This is a genomic window from Parabacteroides chongii (genome assembly GCF_029581355.1).
Taxonomy (GTDB): domain Bacteria; phylum Bacteroidota; class Bacteroidia; order Bacteroidales; family Tannerellaceae; genus Parabacteroides; species Parabacteroides chongii.
Window position 1 is genome coordinate 1,844,664 of record NZ_CP120849.1, and the last position, 22,723, is coordinate 1,867,386.

A 22,723-nucleotide genomic window follows, 5' to 3' on the forward strand; every position below is an offset into this window, starting at 1 on the left:
GCATACATAATTAACAAAACAATGAAAATAGGTATCCTTTCTTCCGGAGGTGATTGTCCCGGTATAAACGCAACGATTCGTGGTGTAGGTAAAACTGCCATAATGCATTATGGCATGGAAGTGATCGGAATTCATAGTGGTTTTGTTGGACTGCTGAACAAGGATATTCAATCGTTCGATGAACGCAGCCTATCAGGCATCCTGAACCTGGGAGGAACTATTTTGGGAACTTCGCGCGAAAAACCTTTCCGCAAATTACTCGCTTCCGGCGAAAGTGAAAAGCCGCAGGTCATTATACAGAATTATGAAGAATTAGGATTAGACTGCCTGGTCTGTATCGGAGGAAACGGCACACAGAAGACTGCCGGTATGCTGTCGGCACTGGGTCTGAATATCATCGGTGTGCCCAAGACTATCGATAACGACGTTTGGGGAACGGATATAACTTTTGGTTTCGATACGGCTGTCAATATTGCGACAGATGCTATCGACCGCCTGCATTCAACAGCCAGTTCACATAAACGGGTGATGGTGGTGGAAGTGATGGGGCATCATGCCGGATGGATTGCCCTGTATGCCGGAATGGCGGGTGGGGCAGATGTGATCTTATTGCCGGAACTGGGATATGATATGGGTAAGGTGAACCAGACCATTCTCGACCGTGCCCGCCGCGGCAAACCTTATTCGATCGTGGTTGTTGCCGAAGGAGTGGAAACGCCGGAAAAGAAACGTCCTTCCGACTACATAACACATACGATAGAGGCGGCTACGGGCATAGAATCACGCGATACGGTACTGGGATATATCCAGCGTGGCGGTAATCCTTCGCCTTTCGACCGTAATCTGGCTACCCGTTTAGGCGGCCATGCTACGGAATTGATCGCCAACCGTCAGTTCGGACGTATGGTCTGCATGAAAGGAGATAAAGTGGAGTCGATCGCCTTGTCTGAAGTAGCAGGCAAATTGAAACTGGTCACTCCTGAAAATGACCTGATCATTCAGGGGGAAAGAATGGGGATTTCGTTCGGTAAGTAATTACCGGACTTCTTCATTGATCGTAGCGTCGATACATTCGGGTATATTGCTGCTCTTCATTTGTTCTGCAGGTTTCGACGCATGCTCCGTCGTCGCATCCTCCTCCGGAAGATCCTCAAACTCATGATCGGCAGTGCTTTCGCCGGTCTGCTTCTTCAGTTCGGAAATGACTTGCTGGAAAGCTTTGTCGGTACGCAGTTTCTTGATCGCCATCTTGGCAGCGTTCTGCTGTGATTCTTTTTTGGAATAGCCGATGCCGACACCGATTTGCATATCGGCCAGGGTAACACCTGTCTGGAAGACCGGATTCCCGTCGTTATCGGCAAATGATTCTATCAGGTCGAACGTGATCTCCAGCTTGTTCTTCTGGCTCCATTCGATCAGGCTGGATTTGAAGTTGACCTCTTTGCGGGCTATATTATCCAGGTCGATGTATTTTTTGATAATTACGTTCTCGACGAAATTGTAACAGATGCGGTAGCCCTGATCCAGGTAGATTGCCCCGATCAATGCCTCCAGTGCATTTCCATACATGTGATTGTTGTGTGAGCTCAGCTTGGCGGAATAAACGACCATTTTGTCGAGGCCCAACTCGACTGCCACGCGGTTGAGTGTCTCGCGTTGAACGATTTTGGAACGGGTATTGGTCAGGAAACCTTCCCGTTTGTTTTGGAAATGTTTATACACAATGTCTGCCACGACGGCATCCAATATGGCATCACCCAAGAACTCCAGTCGTTCGTTATTCAGCCATTTCCCGTCGCTGGCTTCCACCGAGGAAGATTTATGCAGGAATGCCTGTTCATAAACGTGGATGTTATCGGGGTAAAATCCCAGTATCTTATATAAAGAAGAATAAGGCTCCTTATTCTTGTGTTTAAGAAGCCTTATCTTTTTGTATAGTTGTGTAAACACGTTACTTCACAAATTTTTTAACAATAGCACAAGCATTATGGCCGCCGAATCCAAATGTATTGGATAATGCTGCCCGTATTTCTCGTTTTTCAGCTTTATTGAATGTGAAATTCAGTTTATAATCTATTTCAGGATCATCGTCGCCATCTGCATGGTTGATCGTCGGAGGAATGATTCCCTCTTTGATTGCCATGATACAGAACATAGCTTCGATAGCTCCGGCTGCACCCAATAAATGGCCGGTCATAGACTTCGTTGAACTGATATTCAGCTTGTAAGCATGATCTCCGAATACATCTTTGATCGCTTTTACTTCTGATATATCTCCTACCGGAGTCGATGTTCCGTGAACATTGATATAATCGATATCCTCCGGAGCCATTTCTGCGTCTTCCAGTGCATTACGCATCACTAACTTTGCACCTAATCCTTCCGGATGAGAGGCTGTCAGGTGGTATGCATCGGCAGACAATCCTGTTCCGGCGATCTCGGCATATATTTTAGCTCCACGTGCCAAAGCGTGTTCCATCTCTTCCAGGATCAAACATGCTCCACCTTCTCCCATGACGAAACCGTCGCGACTTGCGCTGAATGGACGAGAAGCTGTTTCGGGTGAATCGTTACGAGTTGACAGCGCATTCATCGAGTTGAACCCACCGACACCGGAATCTGCAATAGCTGCTTCCGCACCACCTGTCACGATTACATTGGCTTTACCCAAACGGATATAGTTGTATGCATCAGCGATCGCGTTGGTAGAAGAGGCACAAGCCGACACTGTTGCAAAGTTAGGACCACGGAATCCATAAAGCATGGAGATATGTCCGGCTGCGATATCCGAAATCATCTTTGGGATGAAAAACGGGTTGAATTTCGGTCCGATCGTATCTTTTATCTTCGCATATCCTAATACTTCTTCGTCAAATGTCTTGATACCGCCGATACCTGAAGCAAAAATAACGCCGATACGGTCCTTGTCCTCTTTGTCCAGGTCCATAGCAGCATCTTCAATTGCTTGTTTTGCGGCACTTATTGCAAATAAACTATAACGGTCACATTTACGGGCTTCCTTACGATCCATTACTGATAACGGATCGAAGCCTTTAACTTCGCATGCAAATTGTGTCTTGAATTTGGATGCATCAAACTGCGTAATAGGACCGGCTCCACTCTTCCCATTGATAATACCCTCCCATGTTTCTGCGAGGGTATTACCAAGAGGAGTAATGGCTCCAAGACCTGTTACTACAACTCTTTTTAATTCCATACCTTTAATTAAAAGGATTGATTACTTCGCGTTAGCTTCGATATAAGCAACTGCGTCGCCTACTGTTGTAATCTTTTCTGCCTGATCATCAGGAATTGAAATACCGAATTCCTTTTCGAATTCCATAATCAACTCTACAGTGTCAAGAGAGTCTGCTCCTAAATCATTAGTAAAGCTTGCTTCGTTTGTAACTTCTGTTTCTTCAACACTTAACTTATCAACGATGATAGCTTTTACTCTAGATGCAACTTCAGACATAACTTTTTCAATTTAGATTAATAAATACGAATATACTTTTTAAATTTGCAGTGCAAAGAAAAGAATTTTTTATGTTACAAAACAAATTTAATGCACTAAAAATGCGGAAAACTGCACATTTTATCTTTTCGTGTGCACTAAAACATAGGAAAATATGAAAAACGTAGCAATTTTTGCCTCGGGATCGGGAACAAATGCCGAAAATATAGCCCGGTACTTCTCTAAAAGTGAAACTGTTAAAGTAGCAGTTGTTTTGTCCAATAATAAAAATGTGGGCGTGCATGACCGTGTCAATAAATTGGGAATTCCTTCTTTTGTGTTTTCCCGCGACGAATTTGTGGAAGGAACGCCTATACTGGCGAAACTGGCAGAATATCAGATAGATTTGATAGTCCTGGCCGGTTTTATGAATAAGATATCGGATACATTGCTGAATGCCTATCCGGGTAAGATCATTAATATCCATCCGGCTTTGTTGCCGAAACATGGCGGAAAGGGTATGTATGGCATGCATGTGCATGAGGCTGTCGTGGCTGCCGGAGAGAAGGAATCGGGCATTACAATCCATTATATTAATGAGAATTACGACGAAGGCGATATCATTTTCCAGGCTACATGTGAAGTGTTGCCTGCCGATACTGCCGAAGAGGTCGCAACGAAAGTGCATGCGCTGGAATATGCGCATTATCCGCATGTGATAGAGGAAGTTTTGGGGAATTGAAAATTGAAAATTGAGAATTGAAAATTAATACATGTATCCGTAATTTTCAATTCTCAATTTTCAATTTTCAATTAGAACGACATATTCAGTTGCATCACGTAAGTACGCGGTGCGGAGACTAGCATCGGGCGTGTGCAGTACTCTTTGTTGAACAGATTATTGATCATGAACTGGAACGATACGTCTTTGGTTATTTTCACGCCTGCACGCAGGTCGACAACACAATAGTCCGTATTCTTTTCTTTCCAGTACGTATTAAGCGTTTCCCCGCCGATATTTCCATACAGGAGCTGGCGGATATATTCCATGGCATCCGGCTGGTCTTTTTCGCGTTCGTCCACCATCAGATAGTCGACAGCCAGCATTTTACTCTTCCAGGTAACGTTCATACCCAGGTTCAGACGTTTCCATTGCAGGTCGACAACACCTTTAACCGTATGTTTCTGACGGTATTTCAGATATTTGGAATCGTTGGATTTCTCTTTTGCACGGAGAGGATCGTTGTACTGGGCTTCGATTTCGTTCTTTTCCTTGTAATCGGCATCTTCCGGTTCGATGAAAACATATCCCAGGTTGTAGGACAGTTTGGTATCGGCATTGAAGTCATAGAAGCCGTTTGTACTTATCTCTGCCCCGTAGATACGTGCTTTGGAGACATTGTAGAACTGGGCACCTATACCCGGCATCTGACCCTGTGCAATGATTCCCAGGATTTCCTTCGTACTGTTGGCATAGGCATATGAATTCGGATCGAAGAAGCCGAAGCGAAATTCGATCATGTCTGTATACTGCGTATAGAAACCGGCTACATCGAAGAACCCCATCAGGTTGCCGAATTTATATCCCTGTTTGATACCCAGTTCGGCATTCACTCCCTTCTCTGCTTTTACTTCATTATTCGGGAATACACCGACCCCGCCGATGTCCTTACGGGCATATTTCTCTGTCAGGGACGGATAACGGTAGCCTTGTCCGAAGCTGGCGCGGATAAAGCTGTAGTCTGCCAGCTGGTAATTCAGTCCGGCACGGAAGATCGGTTTTACAGGTACTTTGGCTCCGAATATCTTTGTGTCGGCTTCACGCAGGAAGTCGTCGACGCGATAATATTCGGCACGCATCCCGGCAGATACACTCAGCCGGTCGAAAAAGCGTTGGTCATACTGGAAGAACATGGCGGCATTATCACTGTCATGGTTACCGGTCGTTACCGAAGTACTGCGCATGTGTTCGTAGGTGGCTCCGGCGGTGATCTGTGTACCGTTGTCCCATTTTTTGTTGAACTGATAATCGAGATAATAAGTATAGTTTTTGTCGATGCTGACCGGATCGGATTTCGGATTGATCGCATTCGACAGCCACGGAACCAGGTCGGACGTACTGCTTGGAATGCCACGTTTCATTACCCATGAAAGCAGGTCGCAGTAATCGGCCGTAGTGGCAGTCGGGAAGATCTGACCCAGGATATTCGTCGTACCGTTCACCAATCCGTTCAGGTCGCCCTGTAAAGCCGGCTGGATGATCGGATAGAGCATGCTGTAATCGCCGTTCTGTACATTTTGTACGATCCCGGTGATGGCATTGACATCCGTCCCCATATTTCCGAGGATATCCGTAATGGAGGCATCGTTATTCGATCCGTCGGCAATATTGTCACCGCGATAATAGAAGCGGGCTTTGATTTTATGGGATGTATTGTTGTTCGGGTTCGTGAAATTGAAGAACGGATCGATATAGAATGTATTTGCTTCACGTCCCATATTAGCGATAGGAGACGGTTCGTACACATCTTTCGGCGAACGCCACAGGAAGAAGTCGGCATACTTGTCGCTCATGTAGTTGACATTGAAACCGTAGTTGAGCAGATTGCCGTCATTCATCGGCTGGTGGTAAGTCAGGTTGCCTCCGGCACGGAAACGTTTGTTATATCCCTGCTTTTTATATCCTTCATCGGTGAACATGTTTAATCCGGCGGAAAGGTCGAAGTTACCGACACGGCGGGCATGAGAGAAATCGACACCTTCATAAATCGGGTTACGGATACCCGATAATACGTTTTTACGCAGGAATGGTTCTACCTCGTATTTGCCCTCTTTCCAGAAAGATTTGTCGCTCCATTGGTAGTCTTCGTTATCCGGATCGCCATAGATACCCAGATAGGTACGTAAAGTCGTAACAGGCGTGAGACCCGGACGTTTTGTGCGGATATTGATTACTCCGTTGAGGGCGGACGATCCGTAAAGTACGGACGAAGCACCTTTCATCACTTCCACCTGTTCGATATTTTCCAATGGTACAATGTTCCAGTTGATAATACCGGTTCCGGAAGTCAGTGCACTCATCCCGTCGATCAATACCATGCTTCGTGATCCGACACCATATGTCCAGCCGTTTCCTCCTCGGATAGAAGGCTGTTTGTCGTTGATGTCCACGCCGGGCATTGTGTTCAGTGTCGCACTCAGGTCGGTAGGAGCCTGCTTGGTGATATCTTCCGCTTTCAGCAAGTCCATAGATACCGTTACATTACTCAGTTTCTGTTCGAAACGTCCGGCGCTGACTACTACGTCGCCCAGCAGATTGGCCTTGATATGCATAAATATATTTTGCGTCTTCGTTTCATTGCGGTTGATCACAACCGGAACCTGCTCATTTTCATAACCTATATAACTGAACAGCAGGTCCACGCCGCCTTCCGGCAGTCTGATCTCATAGGAGCCGTCGGCTTCCGAAATGGTTCCGTTTGTCTCGCCGCTGATTCTTTTATAGGTGATATTGACACCCGCCAGCGGCTCATTGTTCTCTTTATCGTACACGAATCCTTTCATGACCTGCCCGAAAGAGGGTAGAGTCAGGAGGGTCAGTAAAAATAATATAGTATATTTTTTCATGTTTGTACTCTTTATTTGTTGTTGTATCTCCTTTTATTTGGTCAGCATCATGCCCATTTCCAGCGTCTTCGCTTGTTGCAGGCTATTGGCAAGCATATCCAGTAAAGGGCCTATCATCGATCCCATCGGGCCGTTGAGTATATCTTCCGGAAGCAGGTCTTTAACCAGTGATAATAAAGGGAGGAAAGCCGCCACTTCTTCTTTGTCGAGGAACAAAAAGATATCGCCTTTGTAAGCGATCAGTTTACCCATATTATTATAGGGTGCTTCCGAGTTTTTGCGAATGTTCATCCGGATGCCTGTCGTGCTCCATTTGTTGAGTTGCTGGTAGACAGCGGCAATAACGGCAGTATCTAGACCACCGTCAGCTTTAGTTTTGTTCTGCTCGATCTGGTAAAGGATCATGTCAATATTGGGAATGATATATAGCTCCGAATCGTCTTTTACATAATAAGATGCCAGGTTGATCGGAGAGGAGAGCCATTCACTGTCCTTCCTGTCGGGAGGTATGTTTATCAGGTCGCCGATTGCTTTGCCTTCCGGCATAGTTGCGTAGCGGGCTGTGATATTGCCGTCCGGATTGAAAGTGACTTCGTTGATGAACCAGGTAATCAGATTTCCGAGTATGGCTTCCAGTTGAGGGGCGGCCTGTCCCAGGATCAGATTGTCGGTTACCAGGTGGAAAGCATAGTGATAGCAGGTGTATTCTCCCTTTATCGGATCAGTCTCCGTCGTTACTGCAGTCTGTACCGGATGCCATTTCGCATTCGAAGTCAGTTGGTTGGAGGCGACTTTTACGTCTGTCAGGGCGAGTGTCATTTTTCCGGTTTCCACTTTTCCCTGGTAGGAAAATGCAGTTCCGTTGTTCCCTGTACTACTTCCTGAAAAGGAATATCCGTTCCCATCGGCGGAGATAGGAATATTTTCCAATACAGTAGCGGTTTCACCGGGGAGGATGCCGTGCAGGGTGATGTTAGCTGTATTTCCGTTAACCTGTTTGAAGGTAACGTCCTTACCGATGAACTCACGTCCACTGTAAGTCAGGGTCAATGTGTTGTCACCCTCGGGTGTGCTCAACTTGTTGGAGTAGATTCCGCTGATTCCGGAACCATCCTGATCATCATTGTCATCGCAGGCAAACAACAAGGTGGCCATACAAATGGCATAAAGAAAGTTGCGCAATAAATACTTGTTCATTTACTTTTCTTTTTATTGTTTATTTGATGTTACAAAGTACTGATATAACTTTGTACCAAACAATAGCTATATTTCAGAATCAATATTCTATTATTAAGAATTGACTTTTATAGGGTGTGTAACTGCTTGTATATGAATATGCGGTAAAGAGAGATTATTAATAATGGAATATCGAATGTGAAAAATAGACATTGACGGATATGTTTATATATACGTTCTTTGTTCTCATTATGTTAATGAGTCTATTATTAGGATTTTTGGCCTTTTTGGTCCGGATGCTTTTTAAGCGGAAGGCCGCAGGTAAAAAGGTGAGCGAGGCATGTGAAGTAAAAGAACAGTGCCAGGAAAAAACTACGTATAATAATATAGAGTAAATGAAAATACTACTTGTAACAAGAGGATCACAAGGTGACGTGCTGCCCTATCTGGCGGTGGCACGCGAGTTAGTCAAGCGCGGTCATGAAGTAACAATGAATGTTCCCCAGGTCTTTGAGGAAATGGTCAGAAAATACCCGGTGAAGGTCGTTTTGCAGGATTTCGATAATATCGGCGGAATGATGGCGGATGCAGCCGAGAACAAACAGAGCTTCAAAAGGATCGTGGAATGGACGCGTGATGCGATCGACAAACAGTTTGTGCAGGTGATCCCGCTCCTCGAACAGAATGATGTTCTGGTGGCAGCCAATACGGAGTTTGCGGCGACCGGCATTGCCGAATATTGCAAGAAGCCTTTTGTGCGTACGGCTTTCGCTCCTTTCCTGCCGGGCACAAAGATGCCGCCTCCCGCTTTCCCGTACCCGAAGCCCAATCCGGTCATTACGCCAAAATTGCTTTGGCTGATGATGAACAAGGTTTCCAACTATATGGTGAAAGATACGATCAACAAGAACCGGGTGAAATATGGCCTGTCACCGATCGATAACTTTGGTCAGGATGCGGCGAAGAATAGCGACAACTTCCTGCTGTACAGCCGTTACCTGGGACATACCGATCCGGTGTGGGACGAACGTTTCCGTTGGAATATCGGAGGCTATTGTTTTAATGATACGTTTGAATATGACGAAGAGGCTTATCAGGAACTGATGGCATTTATCCAAAGAGACCGGACACCGGTCATCTTCTTTACCCTGGGCAGTTGCACATCGAATGACCGGGAGCGTTTTTGTGGCATGCTGGCGCGTATCAGTGACCGGAAAAAATACCGGTTGGTTGTCGGTTCCGGTTGGGCAAAGACAGGAGAAACCTTGCAGGGAAGCGAACAACTGTACCTGATGAAGAAGCCGATCCCCCATCATCTTATTTTCCCTCACTGCGATGCCGTTATCCACCACGGAGGAAGCGGTACGACCCATAGTGTGGCGCGTGCAGGTGTTCCCCAGCTGATCACTCCTTTACTGCTTGACCAGCCTTATTGGGCGTATCGGGTACAAGTACTGGGATTAGGTCCGGAACGGGTGAAGATCGCCAAGGTGTCCGAGAATGAACTGGAACATAAAATAGCGGATTTGGTCGGTAACCCGGATTATAAAAAGAATGCAGCCGCAGTAAGTGAGCAGATCAAAAGTGAGAAGGGTATCGAAAACCTGTGCGATTATATTGAATCTTTAGGGTAAGATTGCAGGCTAAGAGAATTGTCTTTATTTTTGCTGTCGAATTATTCGGGTAAAAATTAAATTCCGGGAAATATGGGAATATCTCTTAAAGACATAGCTACTGCATTGAACGTCTCGAAAACAACCGTTTCATGGGTGTTGTCCGGACGTGGAGATGAGAATAAGATCAGTATGGCTATGCAGAAAAAGATAAAAGACTATGCCCGTCAGCATAATTATCAGCCCAATTTATTGGCAAAGAGCCTGAATTCAGGGAAGACGAATACAATTGGGCTGATCATACCGACCATTGCGGATACTTTCTTTGCGCAGATAGCCCGTGAGATAGAACTGGAAGCCGAGAAGTTAGGATATACCGTTACTTTCTGCAGTTCGGAATCGGATCCGGTCCGTGAAAGCAAACTGATCCGGATGCTGAAAGCCAAGCAGGTGGACGGATTGGTCATTGCTGTGACCGAGCATTCGAAGAAAGAGATTGAAAACCTGATGCAGGAGTCGTTCCCTTTCGTATTGATAGATCGCTACTTTCCGGATTTATCAACCAATTATGTGATCATAAATAATGAAGACAGTGTCCGTTGTGTCATGGATCGACTGATCGCAAACGGAAAGAAAAAGATAGCATTCGTAACCACAGAAACACGCCTGGGAGTTATGCAACAGCGTTTTAAAGGCTATTTGAGTGCTTTGCAGGATGCCTCTATAGATACTGATCCGAGGTTGGTGCTGGATATTGAGTACGATGAATATGAAAGTGATATAATCAAGAAACTGGATAAATTGTTTACAACATGTCCCGATGTGGACGGATTCTTTTTTGCCACTCACTTTTTGGCGTTGGAAGCATTGCGTTATTTTTACAGACATTCGGTCGACATTACGGAAAAAGTAGGATTGGGATGTCTGCACAGAATGCCTTCCTTCAGCATCCTGGCTCCCGGAATGATCGTGGTCGATCAACCGGTATCGATGATCGGGAAACGATCCGTGGATATTTTAATACAACATGTAAAAAATAAGGATATGCCCGTAGTCCGGACAGTCTTACCTATAGCCTTAGATCGAATAGTAAGATAGTATAAGCAGATCGTAAGAATTGCTATTATTTATTTCCTCCAAGTTCTCGTCCTTTGGCAAATAATAAAATCAGTGATCTTATATCTTTCTACTTGACCGGTAAAGTAGGGTGATTTGAAGATTAGACAGACCAGTTAATGGCTGTTTTATATTGTTGGCTTTAAAATTAAAGAATATTCATATGGACACATTTGAACCGGATTACAGGAATATATTGAAAGTCCTGTATAATCAACGGCCAGATTATTTGCCCTTGTACGAGCATAATATAGATGCGCCTTTCATTTCCAAATGTACGGGAGAGGAGCTTTCGCTGGCTGCTTGTAAAAGTCAGTCCGACCTGGACTGTTACTTTGGGAAATATATCTCTTTTTGGAAGAAAAACACATACGATGCTTTCAGTTATGAAGCGGCTATTTGTGAGATACTTCCCGAACACGGTGCTATATTGGGAGGAAAGTTAGGTCCCATTCAAACCCGTGATGACTTTAACAAATACCCTTTTGAAGATATACCGCGTATTTTCTGGGAAACCTATGAGCCTCGCCTGCAGTCTATCCGGCGGATGATGCCGGCTGGAATGAAAGCGTACGGCGGTTGCGGTTATGGTATTTTTGAGACAGCACAGGATCTGGTAGGATATGAGAGCCTTTGTACGATGCAGTATCTCGATCCTGAATTATTTGCCGATTTGTTCCAAAAGATAGGCGAGTTGTATGAAACTCTCTGGAGCAGAATGGTCGACGAGTTTGACGACCTGTTTGTTTTTTACCGGATGGGAGATGATCTGGGACATCGCACCTCTACTATGCTTGAACCGGATACGATTCGTCACTTTATTCTTCCGCAACAGCAGAAAGTAATAGATATCGTTCACAGGAAGAATAAGAAATTCCTTCTGCATTCCTGTGGTAATATCATGTCGATTATGCCTGATATTCTGAAAATGGGGATCGATGCAAAGCATTCCAATGAAGATCAGATATGTCTTTTTGATGTATGGATTGATAATTATGCCGACAAGATAGGTTTGTTTGGTGGTTTCGATATGAATTATCTGATACTGAATCCGTATGACCAGGTGTATAATAAAGTCCTGGAAGAAGGCACCCGCTTTCGGGAAAAAGCGAATGGATATGGTTTGGGTTCAGGTAATTCTATTCCTGACTATATGCAGGTGGAGGGCTTCTATGCAATGGTAGATGCTGTAAAAGAGATCAGAAGAAGAGAAAAATAAACATACTAAATTGATACATTATGGAAACTATTTTTGAAAGAATAGCGTATTGTGTAGAAGTCGGCAAGATCAATGCCGCCACTCCTTATCCGCCGACGATGAAAGGGGAGGACGGTGCCGACGAGTTGACAGCTGCCGCTCTGGCAGAAGGATATTCACCGAATGAGGTGCTGACCGAAGGACTGATTGCCGGAATGAATCGCACAGGTGTTAAGTTTAAGGAAAACAAGGTATTTGTACCGCAGGTACTGATGAGTGCCAAAGCGATGAGCAGCGGTATGAACCATTTGAAAAAATACTTTGCAGACGGTTCAGTCAAGCGGAAAGGGAAGTTTATCGTTGGTACGGTACAAGGGGATTTGCATGATATCGGCAAAAACCTGGTCTGTATGATGGTCGAAGGAAACGGTTATGAGGTTATCGATCTGGGAGTGGACGTTTCGAAAGAGACTTTTGTGGAAGCTGTCCGGAAAAATCCGGATGCTTTTGTCGGTATGTCTGCCTTGCTGACGACAACGATGGTCAATATGGGGCCGATCAATGAGGCTATTAAGGCAGAATTTCCAAAGGTAAAAACATTTGTAGGAGGTGCACCCGTGAACGGTGATTTCGCCCAAAAGATAGGCGTGGATTATTATACGGAAGAACCTCAAAAGTTAGTTGAAATTTTAAACCGGTTAGCAGCCAATTGATATGACACCAAGAGAACGTTTTCTGACCGCTTTGAATGGCGGCGTTCCTGATAGAATACCTATTACGGAACATCTTTTCAGCCAAAAGCTTTTAAAGGAAGTTTTAGGATATAACACAATCCTTTATGAAGGAAAGGCGCAGGCCGAACTGGCTGCGAAACTGGGTATAGATGCCATATGGACTCCCATTAACGGTTTCTGTGGCATTGAAGAAACACCTCATGAAAAGGATGAGATTTATAAAGATGAATGGGGAGTTACGTATCGTAAAAACGGCTGGCCGATCATAGCCCAGATCGATACGCCTGTAAAAAGCCGGGAAGATTGGGAAAAGTATAATTTTCCGCCGGTGGATACGCCATACAGGCTCCGGATTTTTAAAGATACAAAAGAGGCCAATGCCGGTGATCTGGCTATAGTCCTGGGTGCCCTCGGTCCGTTCACGATGTTATCGTGGTATATCATGGATTTTGAAACTTTGTCGATCACGATGTATACAGATCCGGAAATGATCCATGAAATGAATGAAGCCGTGCTGAAATGGACGTTGGACGTTATTCGCCTGGCGATAGCGGATGGCGGTGTCGATTGTGTACAGATTTCGGACGACTGGGGAGGTACGAATTCGTTATTAATCTCTCCGGATGATTTCCGTACATTTTTTGTCCCGTATTTCAGACGGCTGGTAGAAGGCATAAAGGAGACGGGCGTTCCGGTGATCATGCATAATGACGGAAGAATATGGGACGTATTGGACGATCTGGTCGATTGTGGAATAGACGGACTGCATCCTGTAGAACGTGCCGCCGGTATGGACCTGAAAAAGGTGAAGGAAAAATATAAGGGAAAGCTGACTCCTGTCGGTAATATCAATAATAAAATAACGATGGCATCTGCAGACCCTGAAGATGTAAGGAAAGAAGTTTTGGAATGTATAAAGGAAGCCGGAGCCGACGGAGGTTATATTATTGCGACGGATCATAGCATACACGATCTGATCCCGTATGAGAATGTCAAATGTTTGATTGAGACCGTGAAGGAATACGGAACTTATCCGATTCAGTTTTGAACCGGCAAATAGCGGAGGTGAACGGATCGTTCATCTACCGCAATTTGTTTCTGTTGAAATGGGGTCCTGCTTTGAGAATGAAAAAGAAGGTCGACAATACCGTCAGGCAGGCCCCGAACAGATAGGCATAATTGAACCCGCCGAACTTCTGTGCAATGCTTCCGCCGATCATCAAACCGATGCCGATACCAACATCCCAACTGGTCAGATAGGTCGAGGTTGCTGTTCCGCGCTGACTGTTGGGTGCCAGATTTACGAACAGGGTATTGAATGCCGGAAACATCGTACCGAAAGCCACTCCCTGCGACAGGGCTATAGCAATATATAAATAGGAAGTGAATACCGGATTCCATTTCATCAGTGTTTCCAATGATGCCAGGGCAAAGAAACTGGCACAGGCCAGATACATACCCAAAGTGATAACCAACGTGATACGTCCTTTATCGACCTGCCGTCCGGAGAACAACCGTGATATGGCGAGACCTATTGCCATAAAGGTAAAGTAAAGCCCCGAATTAACGGAAATCCCTATCTCATCCGCATACATGGCGACATAGGTGGTCGTCATTCCGTAAGGAATGGATAGCATCAGCAGAGAGATGCCTGCCCAACCTCCTTTCATCAGGAAGAAGCGGTCGAGCGAGATCGGTTCTTTCTTTACCGGTTGCTTGTAGGGCGTTTTGACCAAGTATGCCATGATAAATCCCAGGAAACAAGAGACCAGTGAGCAACCGAAGATCACTTCGTAGCTGAAGCTGGTATGCATGAACAGCCCGATCATCGGACCGAAACTCATCGCCAGGTTGTTCGCCAGTCCATAATAGCCGATCCCTTCACCGCGCCTGGAAGAGGGCAGAATATCGATCACGATCGTATTACCTGAAACCGTCACCATCCCGAAAGCGAACCCATGCAGGATACGCAGCACGATGAATATACTCAACAGGCTGGCAACCATATATCCGGCAAAAATGATCATGAACAGGACGTAAGCCAGCAAATACAGCGGACGGCGCGCAAACGTATCCAGCAGATATCCCGAAAACGGACGGATACAAAGAGCCGCTATCGTGTAGCAGGACAGGATAATTCCGATCATCGACTTGTCTGCCATGAACCGCTCCTGCAGGTAGAACGGTAGGATGGGCAAAATGAGGTAGAAGGCAAAAAACAGCAGGAAGTTTGCTGCCAATATATAACAAAAACCGGGTGATACTAATTTATCTTTTGCCATTGCAGTGAGTTGTTAGGATAACTTCTTGTCATTTTGTAAATAAGTAGTGTATATACAATATTTTCGCCGTTATGTCTGCCTGTTTGGTTGCCAATGTTTTTGCTTGTCGATAATTATGAACAAGCCTGTCGACAATTATCGGCAAGCTTGTTCATAATTGTCAACAGGCTTGCCGACAGTTGTCGACATGCAAGAATGTCGCTGACAAATTTCATTGAATCCGTGTATAAAAAGAAATGTGTTCATTTGCTTTTTCCTTTATTATCGGAACCCTAGCTTGTTCAGAAGCATTCTTTCCTTATCTGTCGTATTTTTGACCTTATAGGCGGCAAACTCCCGCGGATGACTGTAGTTTGCACGAAACCATTCGAACCTTTCGGGCGTATCCCGTAAAGCCTTGTCGACAACAAGCGGATCGAAACTCCGGAAGATTGCATGTTCGATACGATGTTCCGTTACTTCGGCCAAATCGATTACCGGATCGACCGGAGCGGGAGGTACGACTTCATTCAGCTTTTCTATTTGTAGACCGAAAAAGCGTTCGATATTTTCCAGGCAGGTGCGGGTCCCGTTGGCTTTGCCATCGGCAGAGAATCCGGCAATATGAGGAGTGGCTATGGCTGCCAGGCTTAACAATTCGCGGTCGATCGCCGGTTCGTTTTCCCAGCAGTCGATCACTGCTTCGCTGATTTTTCCTGATTTCAGGGCTTCTATCAATGCCATCGTATCGTGTACAGCTCCTCTTGAAGCATTTACAAACCAGGGCTTTTTACATGTTTTGTTGAAAAAATCTTCGTCTGCCAGGTGACGGGTTGCATAAGGCCCTTCCTTTGTCAGCGGCGTATGGAAGGAGATAATATCAGCTTCTTCGGCGATCGTCTTCAGCGAAACAAATCCGGTCTCGCCTTCTGCTTCAGCCCGCGGCGGGTCATTGCGTAAAACGCGCATGCCGTAGGCTGTGCAAAGCTTCTCCAGTTCTTTCCCTACATGTCCTACGCCGACTATCCCGATCGTTTTCCCCTGTAACGGTTCATTCCTGCGAAGGCCGATGGCGATCAGTGAAGACAAAACGTATTGAGCGACTGAAACGGCATTGCATCCCGGAGCATTTTTCCAGGTGATGCCCGCTTCATCACAATACTTTATATCGATGTGGTCAAAGCCGATAGTTGCTGTCGTGATTAGCTTGACACGGCTTCCTTCCAATAATTCGCGGGTACATTTGTCGATGCTTCGTACAATCAGGGCGTCGGCATCATGGATGGTTGAAGGAGAAAACTCGTTTGAGTTGAGGTATTTTACATCTGCAATCGGTTCGGCTATACCTTTCAGGTAGGGAACCGTATTATCTGCTACTATTTTCATTTTGCCCGTATGTTACTGTATACACGGACAAAGGTAATGCTTTCTATGCGATTGATAACATTGCCCATATAAAAAGATTTTCTACCTTTGTCAACAGTATTTACAGAAAGCAAAACGATTATTTATGAATTTCAGCGAACAGTGTTACCGGATATTTGAACAGGCTACGAAAGCGTATCATGTTTCTGATGATGTGGATGCAACTATGCATAATCCGTATGAGGTGAAAAGTATCGAGTTTTATCTTTATTTGAAGAACTGGATTGATGCAGTGCAATGGCATCTGGAAGATATCATCCGTAATCCGGCGATCGACCCGGTCGAAGCAATTGCGATCAAGCGACGTATAGACAAATCCAATCAGGACCGTACCGATCTGGTGGAACTGATCGATAGTTTCTTTCTGGATAAATACAAGGATGTAAAGGTCTTGCCGGATGCAACGATCAATACGGAGAGTCCGGCATGGGCGGTAGACCGTCTGTCTATCCTGACACTCAAGATCTACCATATGGCCGAAGAGGTGAATCGCCCCGATGCGACTGCTGAGCATAAAGCCAAATGTGAAGAAAAACTGAAAGTATTGCTGGAACAAAAAAACGACCTTTCAACAGCTTTGGATCAATTACTGACCGATATCAAGGAAGGACGCAAGTACATGAAAGTGTACAAACAGATGAAAATGTATAATGATCCGGCCTTGAATCCTGTATTATACGGTAAAAAATAATGGCAAAAATACTTGTTATACGACTTTCAGCTATAGGCGATGTCGCTATGACGGTTCCGGTGATTTACTCTGCCGCCAAAGCGAATCCGCAGGATACGTTTACTGTTCTTACGCAGGCTTTCCTGATACCCGTCTTCATGAACCGACCGGCGAATGTAGACGTGATAGGTATCAATACAAAGGCTGCGGAAAAGACCTTACCTGGACTGCTCCGGTTTGCTTCTGCTTTAGTTAAGTTTGAGTATGATATGGTATTGGATCTGCATAATGTGATCCGTACGATCATCATTCGTAGCTTATTCCGGATAAAAGGGAAAAAGGTCTATGTCGTAGACAAGGCCAGGAAGGAACGGAAAAACTTGACAGATCGCAATCATAAGAAACTGAAACCTTTGCGTCCGGTAATTGAACGTTATGCCGATGTGTTTCGGGCTGCCGGATTGAACTATACGGAAACGTTTACTTCCCTTTATGAATCGCATCCCGCTGACCTCTCGGCTATGGAAGCGGTGGCCGGTACGAAAAACGGCAAATGGATCGGGATTGCTCCTTTTGCCAAGCACCGGGGAAAAATATATCCGATAGATGATATGGAGCAGGTGGTTGCCCGTCTCTCCGAAAATGAAGATTACACGATCTTTCTGTTGGGAGGGCGTGGTTACGAGGAAGCTGTCCTGGAACAATGGGCGTTCCAGTATCCGCGTGTGAAAAGTCTTGTCGGACGCTATTCACTGGATAACGAACTGGCTTTGATCAGCCGGCTGGATGTATTGCTCTGCATGGATTCCGCCAATATGCATTTTGCCTCTTTGGTCGGAACGAAAGTGGTCTCTATCTGGGGAGCGACTCATCCGTATGCGGGATTCTATGGTTATCACCAGGATCCGAAGAATGCTGTTCAGCTGGATCTGCCGTGCCGTCCTTGTTCCGTATTCGGACAGAAACCCTGTTTTCGGGGCGATTGGGCCTGTATGACGCAGATAACACCGGAGAGGATAGTAGGAAAGATAAAAGAAATAATATGAAAATCGTAATAAATCCTTTATATAAAGAGTTTCAAACATTTATCGCTACATTGCCTGAAGTTTTTGAACAGGAAGGCGAAATAATTTTTCAAGGAAGAAATGTTTTAAAACGTTTTCAGATAAAAGGTATTTCCTTTATTGTTAAAAGATTTAAAAGACCGAATTGGATAAACCGATTTATTTATGTTTCCTTTCGTTCGTCTAAGGCAACACGTTCTTACCTAAATGGATTGAGGCTGGTAGAGTTTGGAATAAATACGCCATATCCGGTTGCTTATATAGAAGAATATTACTGGGGATTGTCTTATTCCTATTATATTACTTTAGAAGAAAAAGGGATGAAAGAAATCCGTTGTTTTTGTTCGGGTTTCGGGAATGGTGAACCTGTTGGGGTATTGGATGCATTCGGTAAGTTTACAGCTGATATGCATAAGAAAGGAGTGTTGCATAAAGACTATTCTCCAGGGAATATATTGTTCGCTTATCGTAATGGTGAAATATATTTTTCATTAGTAGATATAAACCGGATGAAATTTGGTGTTATTTCAGAAGAAGAAGGATATAAAAGTTTGAATCGGCTTTGGTTTGATGATAATGGATATAAGAGAGTAGCTTTGGCTTATGCCAAAGAAGCGGGCTATAATATGGAACATGCTTGGGAAAGGATTCGTTTTTATAAAGATAAGTTTATGAATTGAGACTTATCTTTTTGATCTTCTTCAGTATGGGGGTTTTGGGAAAGTTTTGATGAATATAACTGACTTGTTTGTGGGTAAGGCGTTTCATTTCATGATTTCTCATAAAGCTATCGACTCTTTTTTCAAATAATTCTCCACCATATACAGGATATCTGCTGGACTCTTCATTGTATTCATTATAAATGGGTTGTTTGAATATGTCGTTTTTAACTAGGTAGCATTGGTCTGAAAAACCATATCCAATGTAAAAGTTTTCTGTTTCATCAATGGATTCGTGTGCAGCTTCTTTATATTTATGGTTCCACACAGGATTGGCAACGGCAAAGTCCGTATGTTCATTCATTAGTTTGATTGCTTCTGAAATCCAATCAGTAGAAGGTGCTTTCTCCATTCTTGCGTCACTCGAAAAATGCAGATGATAAGTTGTTTTACTTAGATAAATCCCAACAAGTTCAGCTATCGAATAGTAATATCCTTTCCCAAATGATTTTTTGTCTATCTGAAAGAAATCAAGAGCTTCCTGGGCGTAATTTTCAGCAACATAGTAGGCGTCGATAACTCCTTTTCTTATTTTCTCATCTGCGAATTTGCATACTAAAGGAAGGTCGTTGACATTATTAATAATTAATTGTTTATGTTGAAATGTCGTATTACATCTTTGTATCATTTGATCCAAATAGGGAGTTTGTAAAAGGAACTCCCAGTCATTCTCATAACATTTGGTTTCGAAAGTAATTGTATCCATTTTCTATTTTATTTTAATTCCGGGTCTATCTCGTTTTCAGAAATTCTGGATTCCCATATTTTGGCAATAGTTGCAAATTTATAAAATGCATTTAATCCGCAATAAGTTAATCCTGCTTTGCCATCTCGAAAACCACCTTTTAATATATAAAGTTTGAAAAAGCGAAAAGTCGTTTCTCCGATTAATGACCAAAAAGGATATTTATTGTTTTTGCGCTTATCCAATTCATTGTCAGTATATTGGTTGGTTTTTCGTATATTTGTTGAAACAGAATCATTTGCCAGGTGTATAAAAGCCAGGTCTTTTCTATTTGAAGGGATGACTTCTATTTTCCCTTTAATTTGTGGCTGAGAATGTATAGAAGAAGGCCAATAAGTATTTTCCTTTTTTACAAAACGCAGCAAGTAACTTGGATAAACACAATGCATAAAGCGTCCCATGAAATAATTTTTCATAGGGATGCGAATACCGGAAGGACAGTTTTCTTCTTGAATCCGTTTGTATAAGAAATCTTTTAATGCGGGAGGAACTATTTCGTCTGCATCAATGACCAATACCCAAGGATATTTGGCAGATTGTATGGCGTAATTACGTGCAGGCTCAACATATCCGGTATTCTCGTGATAGATGATTGTGCAATTATATTTTTGTGCAATTGGAATTGTATTATCTGTACTATACATATCACAGATAAGTATTTCGTCGAATCCTTTTACAGCTTCTAATACTCTTTCGAGATACTTTTCTGCATTATAAGTATTTATGACAATGGAGATTTTCATATTTGATCAAAACTGTATAATCGGTTTCCAAAACTTCTTCATTTTTCTTTTGTACCATGAATGACATCCGAAGGGGAGTTGATGGTTGTTTAATTTGTAGCAATATCCCGGATATTTATCGAAAGCAAAGCGAAGGGCTTCTTTTACTTCCGGATAAATAAAGCCGTCTGCTTCAGTTGCCCAGAATACATCTTCATTATAAAGATGATATCGTTCCTTCGATAGGTAAAATCCTATTAGGTCCGCTTGTTTTTTAGTAACTCGGTAATGGCTATCTACTTTACGTAAAGATAGGCCACCATTACCTATTTTATTGTATAAATCTTGTTTGGATGGTTTGCCTGTTGATTTTTGGTACTGATGTATTAAAGACATAATGGATGAAATAACCGGCAATCGGTAGACCGGTTTTTGAAGCCAGGGAGCACCGATATAATCATATTCTTTATTACACCAATCCGCCAGCTCGTCGCGGAAGACAAACGCATCTAATTGATAAATCAGTATGTATTGGCTGTCAAGAAAACGTTCATAAAACTCGGATGTGAGCATCAAATGGTTGTAACCGCTGATTCCTTTGAAATAGTTATCATCGAATGAGGTTACTATCAATTTCGGAAATTCAACTTGTAATTCAGACAGGTCCAGGGATAAAGGTTTGATTACAACTAATGGATAAGAATGCAAAACTTCGTATGCCTGCGTTAATGAACGCATTTCCATTTTGGAAAACGTATTCTTATAAATGGGTATGACAACTTTTACTAAATCCACTTTTGTTCTTGTTAAATAACTTGTTATTGAGGACAAAGATATAGTTTTTCTTTGTTTTAATTATCTTTGTGCAATTTTGATATGAAAGTTTCATATATAATGGACAAAATGAGAATAGCAATTATCGGTCTCGGGTATGTAGGTTTGCCATTAGCGCGTTTGTTTGCTACTAAATATTCGGTTGTTGGCTTCGATGTGAAACAAGAACGGGTTTCAGCGTTGAGTTTAGGGGAAGATACCACAAAGGAGGTGTCGGAAGAGTCGTTGAAATCGGTTTTATCAGACCATTTGCCGGAAGAAGGGGAAACAGGACTTTATTTTACTTCTGATCCGGAAGATCTGGCTTCCTGTAATTATTATATAGTGGCTGTTCCTACGCCGGTCGATACGCATCATAGTCCGGATCTGACCCCTTTGTACCGTGCCAGTGAAACGGTTGGCAAGGTGTTGAAGAAAGGTGATATTGTTATCTATGAATCAACGGTTTGTCCGGGTATTACGGAAGAGGAATGTGTGCCGATTCTGGCAAAAACATCCGGACTGAAATATAATGAAGATTTCTTTGCCGGCTATTCTCCCGAACGCATCAATCCGGGAGATAAGGAGCATACGGTCGAGAAAATCATGAAAGTAACTTCGGGTTCTACCCCTGAAACAGCAGCGAAGGTAGATGCGCTATACCGTTCTGTGATCGTTGCCGGAACATTTCCGGTTTCAAGTATCCGTGTGGCAGAGGCTTCCAAAGTCATTGAAAATACGCAGAGGGATATAAATATCGCTTTTGTGAACGAACTGTCTAAAATATTTCATTTGCTGGACATAGATACGAATGAAGTGCTGGCTGCTGCTGAGACAAAATGGAATTTCCTTCCGTTTAAACCGGGGTTGGTCGGAGGACATTGTATTGGTGTCGATCCTTATTATCTGATTCGTAAGGCGCAGGATTATGGATATCATCCGGGTTTGATTTTGTATGGCCGTCGTATCAATGACACGATGGGTGAATATATTGCTAACCGGGTAGTGAAATGTATGATCAAAAAGGACGTCCCGGTTAAGAAAGCGGAAGTCCTGGTTCTCGGTTTTACCTTTAAGGAGAACTGTCCGGATGTCCGTAACACGAAAGTGGGAGATGTTGTCCGTGTGTTGAAAGACTATGGCATGAATGTCTCTGTCTACGATCCCTGGGCACGTACGGAAGAAGTTCGGAATGAATACGGGCTTGAGCTGTCTGATTCTTTGTCTTCCGGAAAGAAATACGATGCTATTGTGCTGGCAGTCGCTCATGCAGTCTTTGGGGAACTCGATATTCCGTCTCTTGTCAAAGAAAACCATGTCGTATATGACGTAAAAGGTTGTTTGAATCCGGCTTGGGTGGACGATCGTCTGTAAATATAAATTCAC

At 43.8% G+C, this 22,723-nt stretch carries 21 protein-coding genes; 11 read left to right on the forward strand and 10 right to left on the reverse strand.

The genetic code is table 11. The features are described from left to right. Positions 1-21: 21 nt before the first annotated feature. Positions 22-1,035, forward strand: coding sequence for an ATP-dependent 6-phosphofructokinase (locus P3L47_RS06975; RefSeq protein ID WP_277783134.1), 1,014 nt, complete (start codon positions 22-24; stop codon positions 1,033-1,035). Here P3L47_RS06975 and rnc read toward each other — a convergent pair whose 3' ends face one another. The 3 genes from rnc to P3L47_RS06990 are packed head-to-tail and all read right to left on the reverse strand — an operon-like array spanning position 1,036 to position 3,475. Beyond that, the gene (rnc, locus tag P3L47_RS06980) at positions 1,036-1,950 is read right to left on the reverse strand and encodes a ribonuclease III (protein WP_122361834.1); all 915 of its coding nucleotides are present in this window, start codon (positions 1,948-1,950) and stop codon (positions 1,036-1,038) included. Between the two features lies 1 nt (position 1,951). After that, on the reverse strand, positions 1,952-3,217 hold the full coding sequence (fabF, locus tag P3L47_RS06985) for a beta-ketoacyl-ACP synthase II (protein ID WP_277783135.1): 1,266 nt from the start codon (positions 3,215-3,217) through the stop codon (positions 1,952-1,954). Between the two features lie 21 nt (positions 3,218-3,238). Then, entirely contained in the window at positions 3,239-3,475 is a 237-nt protein-coding gene (locus P3L47_RS06990; protein ID WP_009860668.1) for an acyl carrier protein, read from the reverse strand. Positions 3,476-3,629: 154 nt separating this feature from the next. Between P3L47_RS06990 and purN the strand changes: the two genes are divergently transcribed. Further along, positions 3,630-4,196, forward strand: coding sequence for a phosphoribosylglycinamide formyltransferase (gene purN, locus P3L47_RS06995; protein WP_122361831.1), 567 nt, complete (start codon positions 3,630-3,632; stop codon positions 4,194-4,196). A 71-nt stretch (positions 4,197-4,267) separates the two neighbouring features. On the opposite strand, the gene P3L47_RS07000 is transcribed toward purN, so the two are convergent. Further along, positions 4,268-7,081 carry a TonB-dependent receptor gene (locus P3L47_RS07000; RefSeq protein ID WP_277783136.1) on the reverse strand — a complete coding sequence of 938 codons (2,814 nt, stop codon included), beginning with the start codon at positions 7,079-7,081 and terminating at the stop codon, positions 4,268-4,270. A 33-nt stretch (positions 7,082-7,114) separates the two neighbouring features. Next, positions 7,115-8,278, reverse strand: a complete 1,164-nt coding sequence (locus P3L47_RS07005; RefSeq protein WP_277783137.1) for a DUF4925 domain-containing protein — start codon at positions 8,276-8,278, stop codon at positions 7,115-7,117. A 374-nt stretch (positions 8,279-8,652) separates the two neighbouring features. On the opposite strand from P3L47_RS07005, the gene P3L47_RS07010 reads away from it, so the two are divergent. From P3L47_RS07010 to P3L47_RS07030, 5 genes are all read left to right on the forward strand, one after another. Continuing rightward, on the forward strand, positions 8,653-9,891 hold the full coding sequence (locus tag P3L47_RS07010; protein ID WP_122361826.1) for a glycosyltransferase: 1,239 nt from the start codon (positions 8,653-8,655) through the stop codon (positions 9,889-9,891). A gap of 72 nt (positions 9,892-9,963) precedes the next feature. After that, positions 9,964-10,968: a LacI family DNA-binding transcriptional regulator gene (locus P3L47_RS07015; protein ID WP_277783138.1), complete on the forward strand. Its 1,005-nt coding sequence runs from the start codon at positions 9,964-9,966 to the stop codon at positions 10,966-10,968. Positions 10,969-11,149: 181 nt separating this feature from the next. Further along, positions 11,150-12,205, forward strand: coding sequence for a uroporphyrinogen decarboxylase family protein (locus P3L47_RS07020; RefSeq protein ID WP_122361822.1), 1,056 nt, complete (start codon positions 11,150-11,152; stop codon positions 12,203-12,205). A gap of 20 nt (positions 12,206-12,225) precedes the next feature. After that, entirely contained in the window at positions 12,226-12,897 is a 672-nt protein-coding gene (locus tag P3L47_RS07025) for a corrinoid protein (RefSeq protein WP_277783139.1), read from the forward strand. A 1-nt stretch (position 12,898) separates the two neighbouring features. Then, positions 12,899-13,966, forward strand: a complete 1,068-nt coding sequence (locus P3L47_RS07030) for a uroporphyrinogen decarboxylase family protein (RefSeq protein ID WP_277783140.1) — start codon at positions 12,899-12,901, stop codon at positions 13,964-13,966. Positions 13,967-14,000: 34 nt separating this feature from the next. On the opposite strand, the gene P3L47_RS07035 is transcribed toward P3L47_RS07030, so the two are convergent. Together P3L47_RS07035 and pdxB are read right to left on the reverse strand one after the other, a co-directional pair. Further along, positions 14,001-15,200 (reverse strand): MFS transporter, encoded by a 1,200-nt coding sequence (locus tag P3L47_RS07035; protein ID WP_277783141.1) that lies wholly within the window; start codon positions 15,198-15,200, stop codon positions 14,001-14,003. A gap of 261 nt (positions 15,201-15,461) precedes the next feature. After that, positions 15,462-16,565 carry a 4-phosphoerythronate dehydrogenase PdxB gene (pdxB, locus tag P3L47_RS07040; protein WP_277783142.1) on the reverse strand — a complete coding sequence of 368 codons (1,104 nt, stop codon included), beginning with the start codon at positions 16,563-16,565 and terminating at the stop codon, positions 15,462-15,464. Between the two features lie 124 nt (positions 16,566-16,689). On the opposite strand from pdxB, the gene P3L47_RS07045 reads away from it, so the two are divergent. From P3L47_RS07045 to P3L47_RS07055, 3 genes are read left to right on the forward strand one after another with little or no spacing between them, the layout of a single operon-like run. Then, entirely contained in the window at positions 16,690-17,295 is a 606-nt protein-coding gene (locus tag P3L47_RS07045; protein WP_277783143.1) for a DUF4254 domain-containing protein, read from the forward strand. Then, on the forward strand, positions 17,295-18,320 hold the full coding sequence (locus P3L47_RS07050) for a glycosyltransferase family 9 protein (protein WP_277783144.1): 1,026 nt from the start codon (positions 17,295-17,297) through the stop codon (positions 18,318-18,320). The genes P3L47_RS07045 and P3L47_RS07050 overlap by 1 nt, the downstream gene beginning before the upstream one ends. Next, on the forward strand, positions 18,317-19,018 hold the full coding sequence (locus P3L47_RS07055) for a lipopolysaccharide kinase InaA family protein (RefSeq protein ID WP_122361809.1): 702 nt from the start codon (positions 18,317-18,319) through the stop codon (positions 19,016-19,018). The genes P3L47_RS07050 and P3L47_RS07055 overlap by 4 nt, the downstream gene beginning before the upstream one ends. Here P3L47_RS07055 and P3L47_RS07060 read toward each other — a convergent pair. The 3 genes from P3L47_RS07060 to P3L47_RS07070 are packed head-to-tail and all read right to left on the reverse strand — an operon-like array spanning position 19,008 to position 21,319. Then, positions 19,008-19,763 carry a hypothetical protein gene (locus tag P3L47_RS07060; RefSeq protein WP_122361807.1) on the reverse strand — a complete coding sequence of 252 codons (756 nt, stop codon included), beginning with the start codon at positions 19,761-19,763 and terminating at the stop codon, positions 19,008-19,010. The two genes, P3L47_RS07055 and P3L47_RS07060, sit on opposite strands and share 11 nt — an antisense overlap. An 8-nt stretch (positions 19,764-19,771) precedes the next feature. Beyond that, positions 19,772-20,545 carry a glycosyltransferase family 2 protein gene (locus P3L47_RS07065; protein ID WP_277783145.1) on the reverse strand — a complete coding sequence of 258 codons (774 nt, stop codon included), beginning with the start codon at positions 20,543-20,545 and terminating at the stop codon, positions 19,772-19,774. 6 nt (positions 20,546-20,551) lie between these two features. Beyond that, complete coding sequence (locus P3L47_RS07070) at positions 20,552-21,319, reverse strand: DUF5672 family protein (protein ID WP_277783146.1); 768 nt, start codon at positions 21,317-21,319, stop codon at positions 20,552-20,554. Positions 21,320-21,418: 99 nt separating this feature from the next. Between P3L47_RS07070 and P3L47_RS07075 the strand changes: the two genes are divergently transcribed. After that, complete coding sequence (locus P3L47_RS07075; RefSeq protein ID WP_122362068.1) at positions 21,419-22,711, forward strand: nucleotide sugar dehydrogenase; 1,293 nt, start codon at positions 21,419-21,421, stop codon at positions 22,709-22,711. Positions 22,712-22,723 lie beyond the last annotated feature (12 nt).

What these genes read in the sequence shown, in the direction of transcription:
- P3L47_RS06975 (WP_277783134.1), top strand. Translation starts at nt 22, where the DNA reads ATGAAAATAGGTATCCTTTCTTCCGGAGGTGATTGTCCCGGTATAAAC.
- fabF (WP_277783135.1), bottom strand. Translation starts at nt 3,217, where the DNA reads ATGGAATTAAAAAGAGTTGTAGTAACAGGTCTTGGAGCCATTACTCCT.
- P3L47_RS06990 (WP_009860668.1), bottom strand. Translation starts at nt 3,475, where the DNA reads ATGTCTGAAGTTGCATCTAGAGTAAAAGCTATCATCGTTGATAAGTTA.
- purN (WP_122361831.1), top strand. Translation starts at nt 3,630, where the DNA reads ATGAAAAACGTAGCAATTTTTGCCTCGGGATCGGGAACAAATGCCGAA.
- P3L47_RS07000 (WP_277783136.1), bottom strand. Translation starts at nt 7,081, where the DNA reads ATGAAAAAATATACTATATTATTTTTACTGACCCTCCTGACTCTACCC.
- P3L47_RS07005 (WP_277783137.1), bottom strand. Translation starts at nt 8,278, where the DNA reads ATGAACAAGTATTTATTGCGCAACTTTCTTTATGCCATTTGTATGGCC.
- P3L47_RS07010 (WP_122361826.1), top strand. Translation starts at nt 8,653, where the DNA reads ATGAAAATACTACTTGTAACAAGAGGATCACAAGGTGACGTGCTGCCC.
- P3L47_RS07015 (WP_277783138.1), top strand. Translation starts at nt 9,964, where the DNA reads ATGGGAATATCTCTTAAAGACATAGCTACTGCATTGAACGTCTCGAAA.
- P3L47_RS07020 (WP_122361822.1), top strand. Translation starts at nt 11,150, where the DNA reads ATGGACACATTTGAACCGGATTACAGGAATATATTGAAAGTCCTGTAT.
- P3L47_RS07025 (WP_277783139.1), top strand. Translation starts at nt 12,226, where the DNA reads ATGGAAACTATTTTTGAAAGAATAGCGTATTGTGTAGAAGTCGGCAAG.
- P3L47_RS07030 (WP_277783140.1), top strand. Translation starts at nt 12,899, where the DNA reads ATGACACCAAGAGAACGTTTTCTGACCGCTTTGAATGGCGGCGTTCCT.
- P3L47_RS07035 (WP_277783141.1), bottom strand. Translation starts at nt 15,200, where the DNA reads ATGGCAAAAGATAAATTAGTATCACCCGGTTTTTGTTATATATTGGCA.
- pdxB (WP_277783142.1), bottom strand. Translation starts at nt 16,565, where the DNA reads ATGAAAATAGTAGCAGATAATACGGTTCCCTACCTGAAAGGTATAGCC.
- P3L47_RS07045 (WP_277783143.1), top strand. Translation starts at nt 16,690, where the DNA reads ATGAATTTCAGCGAACAGTGTTACCGGATATTTGAACAGGCTACGAAA.
- P3L47_RS07050 (WP_277783144.1), top strand. Translation starts at nt 17,295, where the DNA reads ATGGCAAAAATACTTGTTATACGACTTTCAGCTATAGGCGATGTCGCT.
- P3L47_RS07055 (WP_122361809.1), top strand. Translation starts at nt 18,317, where the DNA reads ATGAAAATCGTAATAAATCCTTTATATAAAGAGTTTCAAACATTTATC.
- P3L47_RS07060 (WP_122361807.1), bottom strand. Translation starts at nt 19,763, where the DNA reads ATGGATACAATTACTTTCGAAACCAAATGTTATGAGAATGACTGGGAG.
- P3L47_RS07065 (WP_277783145.1), bottom strand. Translation starts at nt 20,545, where the DNA reads ATGAAAATCTCCATTGTCATAAATACTTATAATGCAGAAAAGTATCTC.
- P3L47_RS07075 (WP_122362068.1), top strand. Translation starts at nt 21,419, where the DNA reads ATGGACAAAATGAGAATAGCAATTATCGGTCTCGGGTATGTAGGTTTG.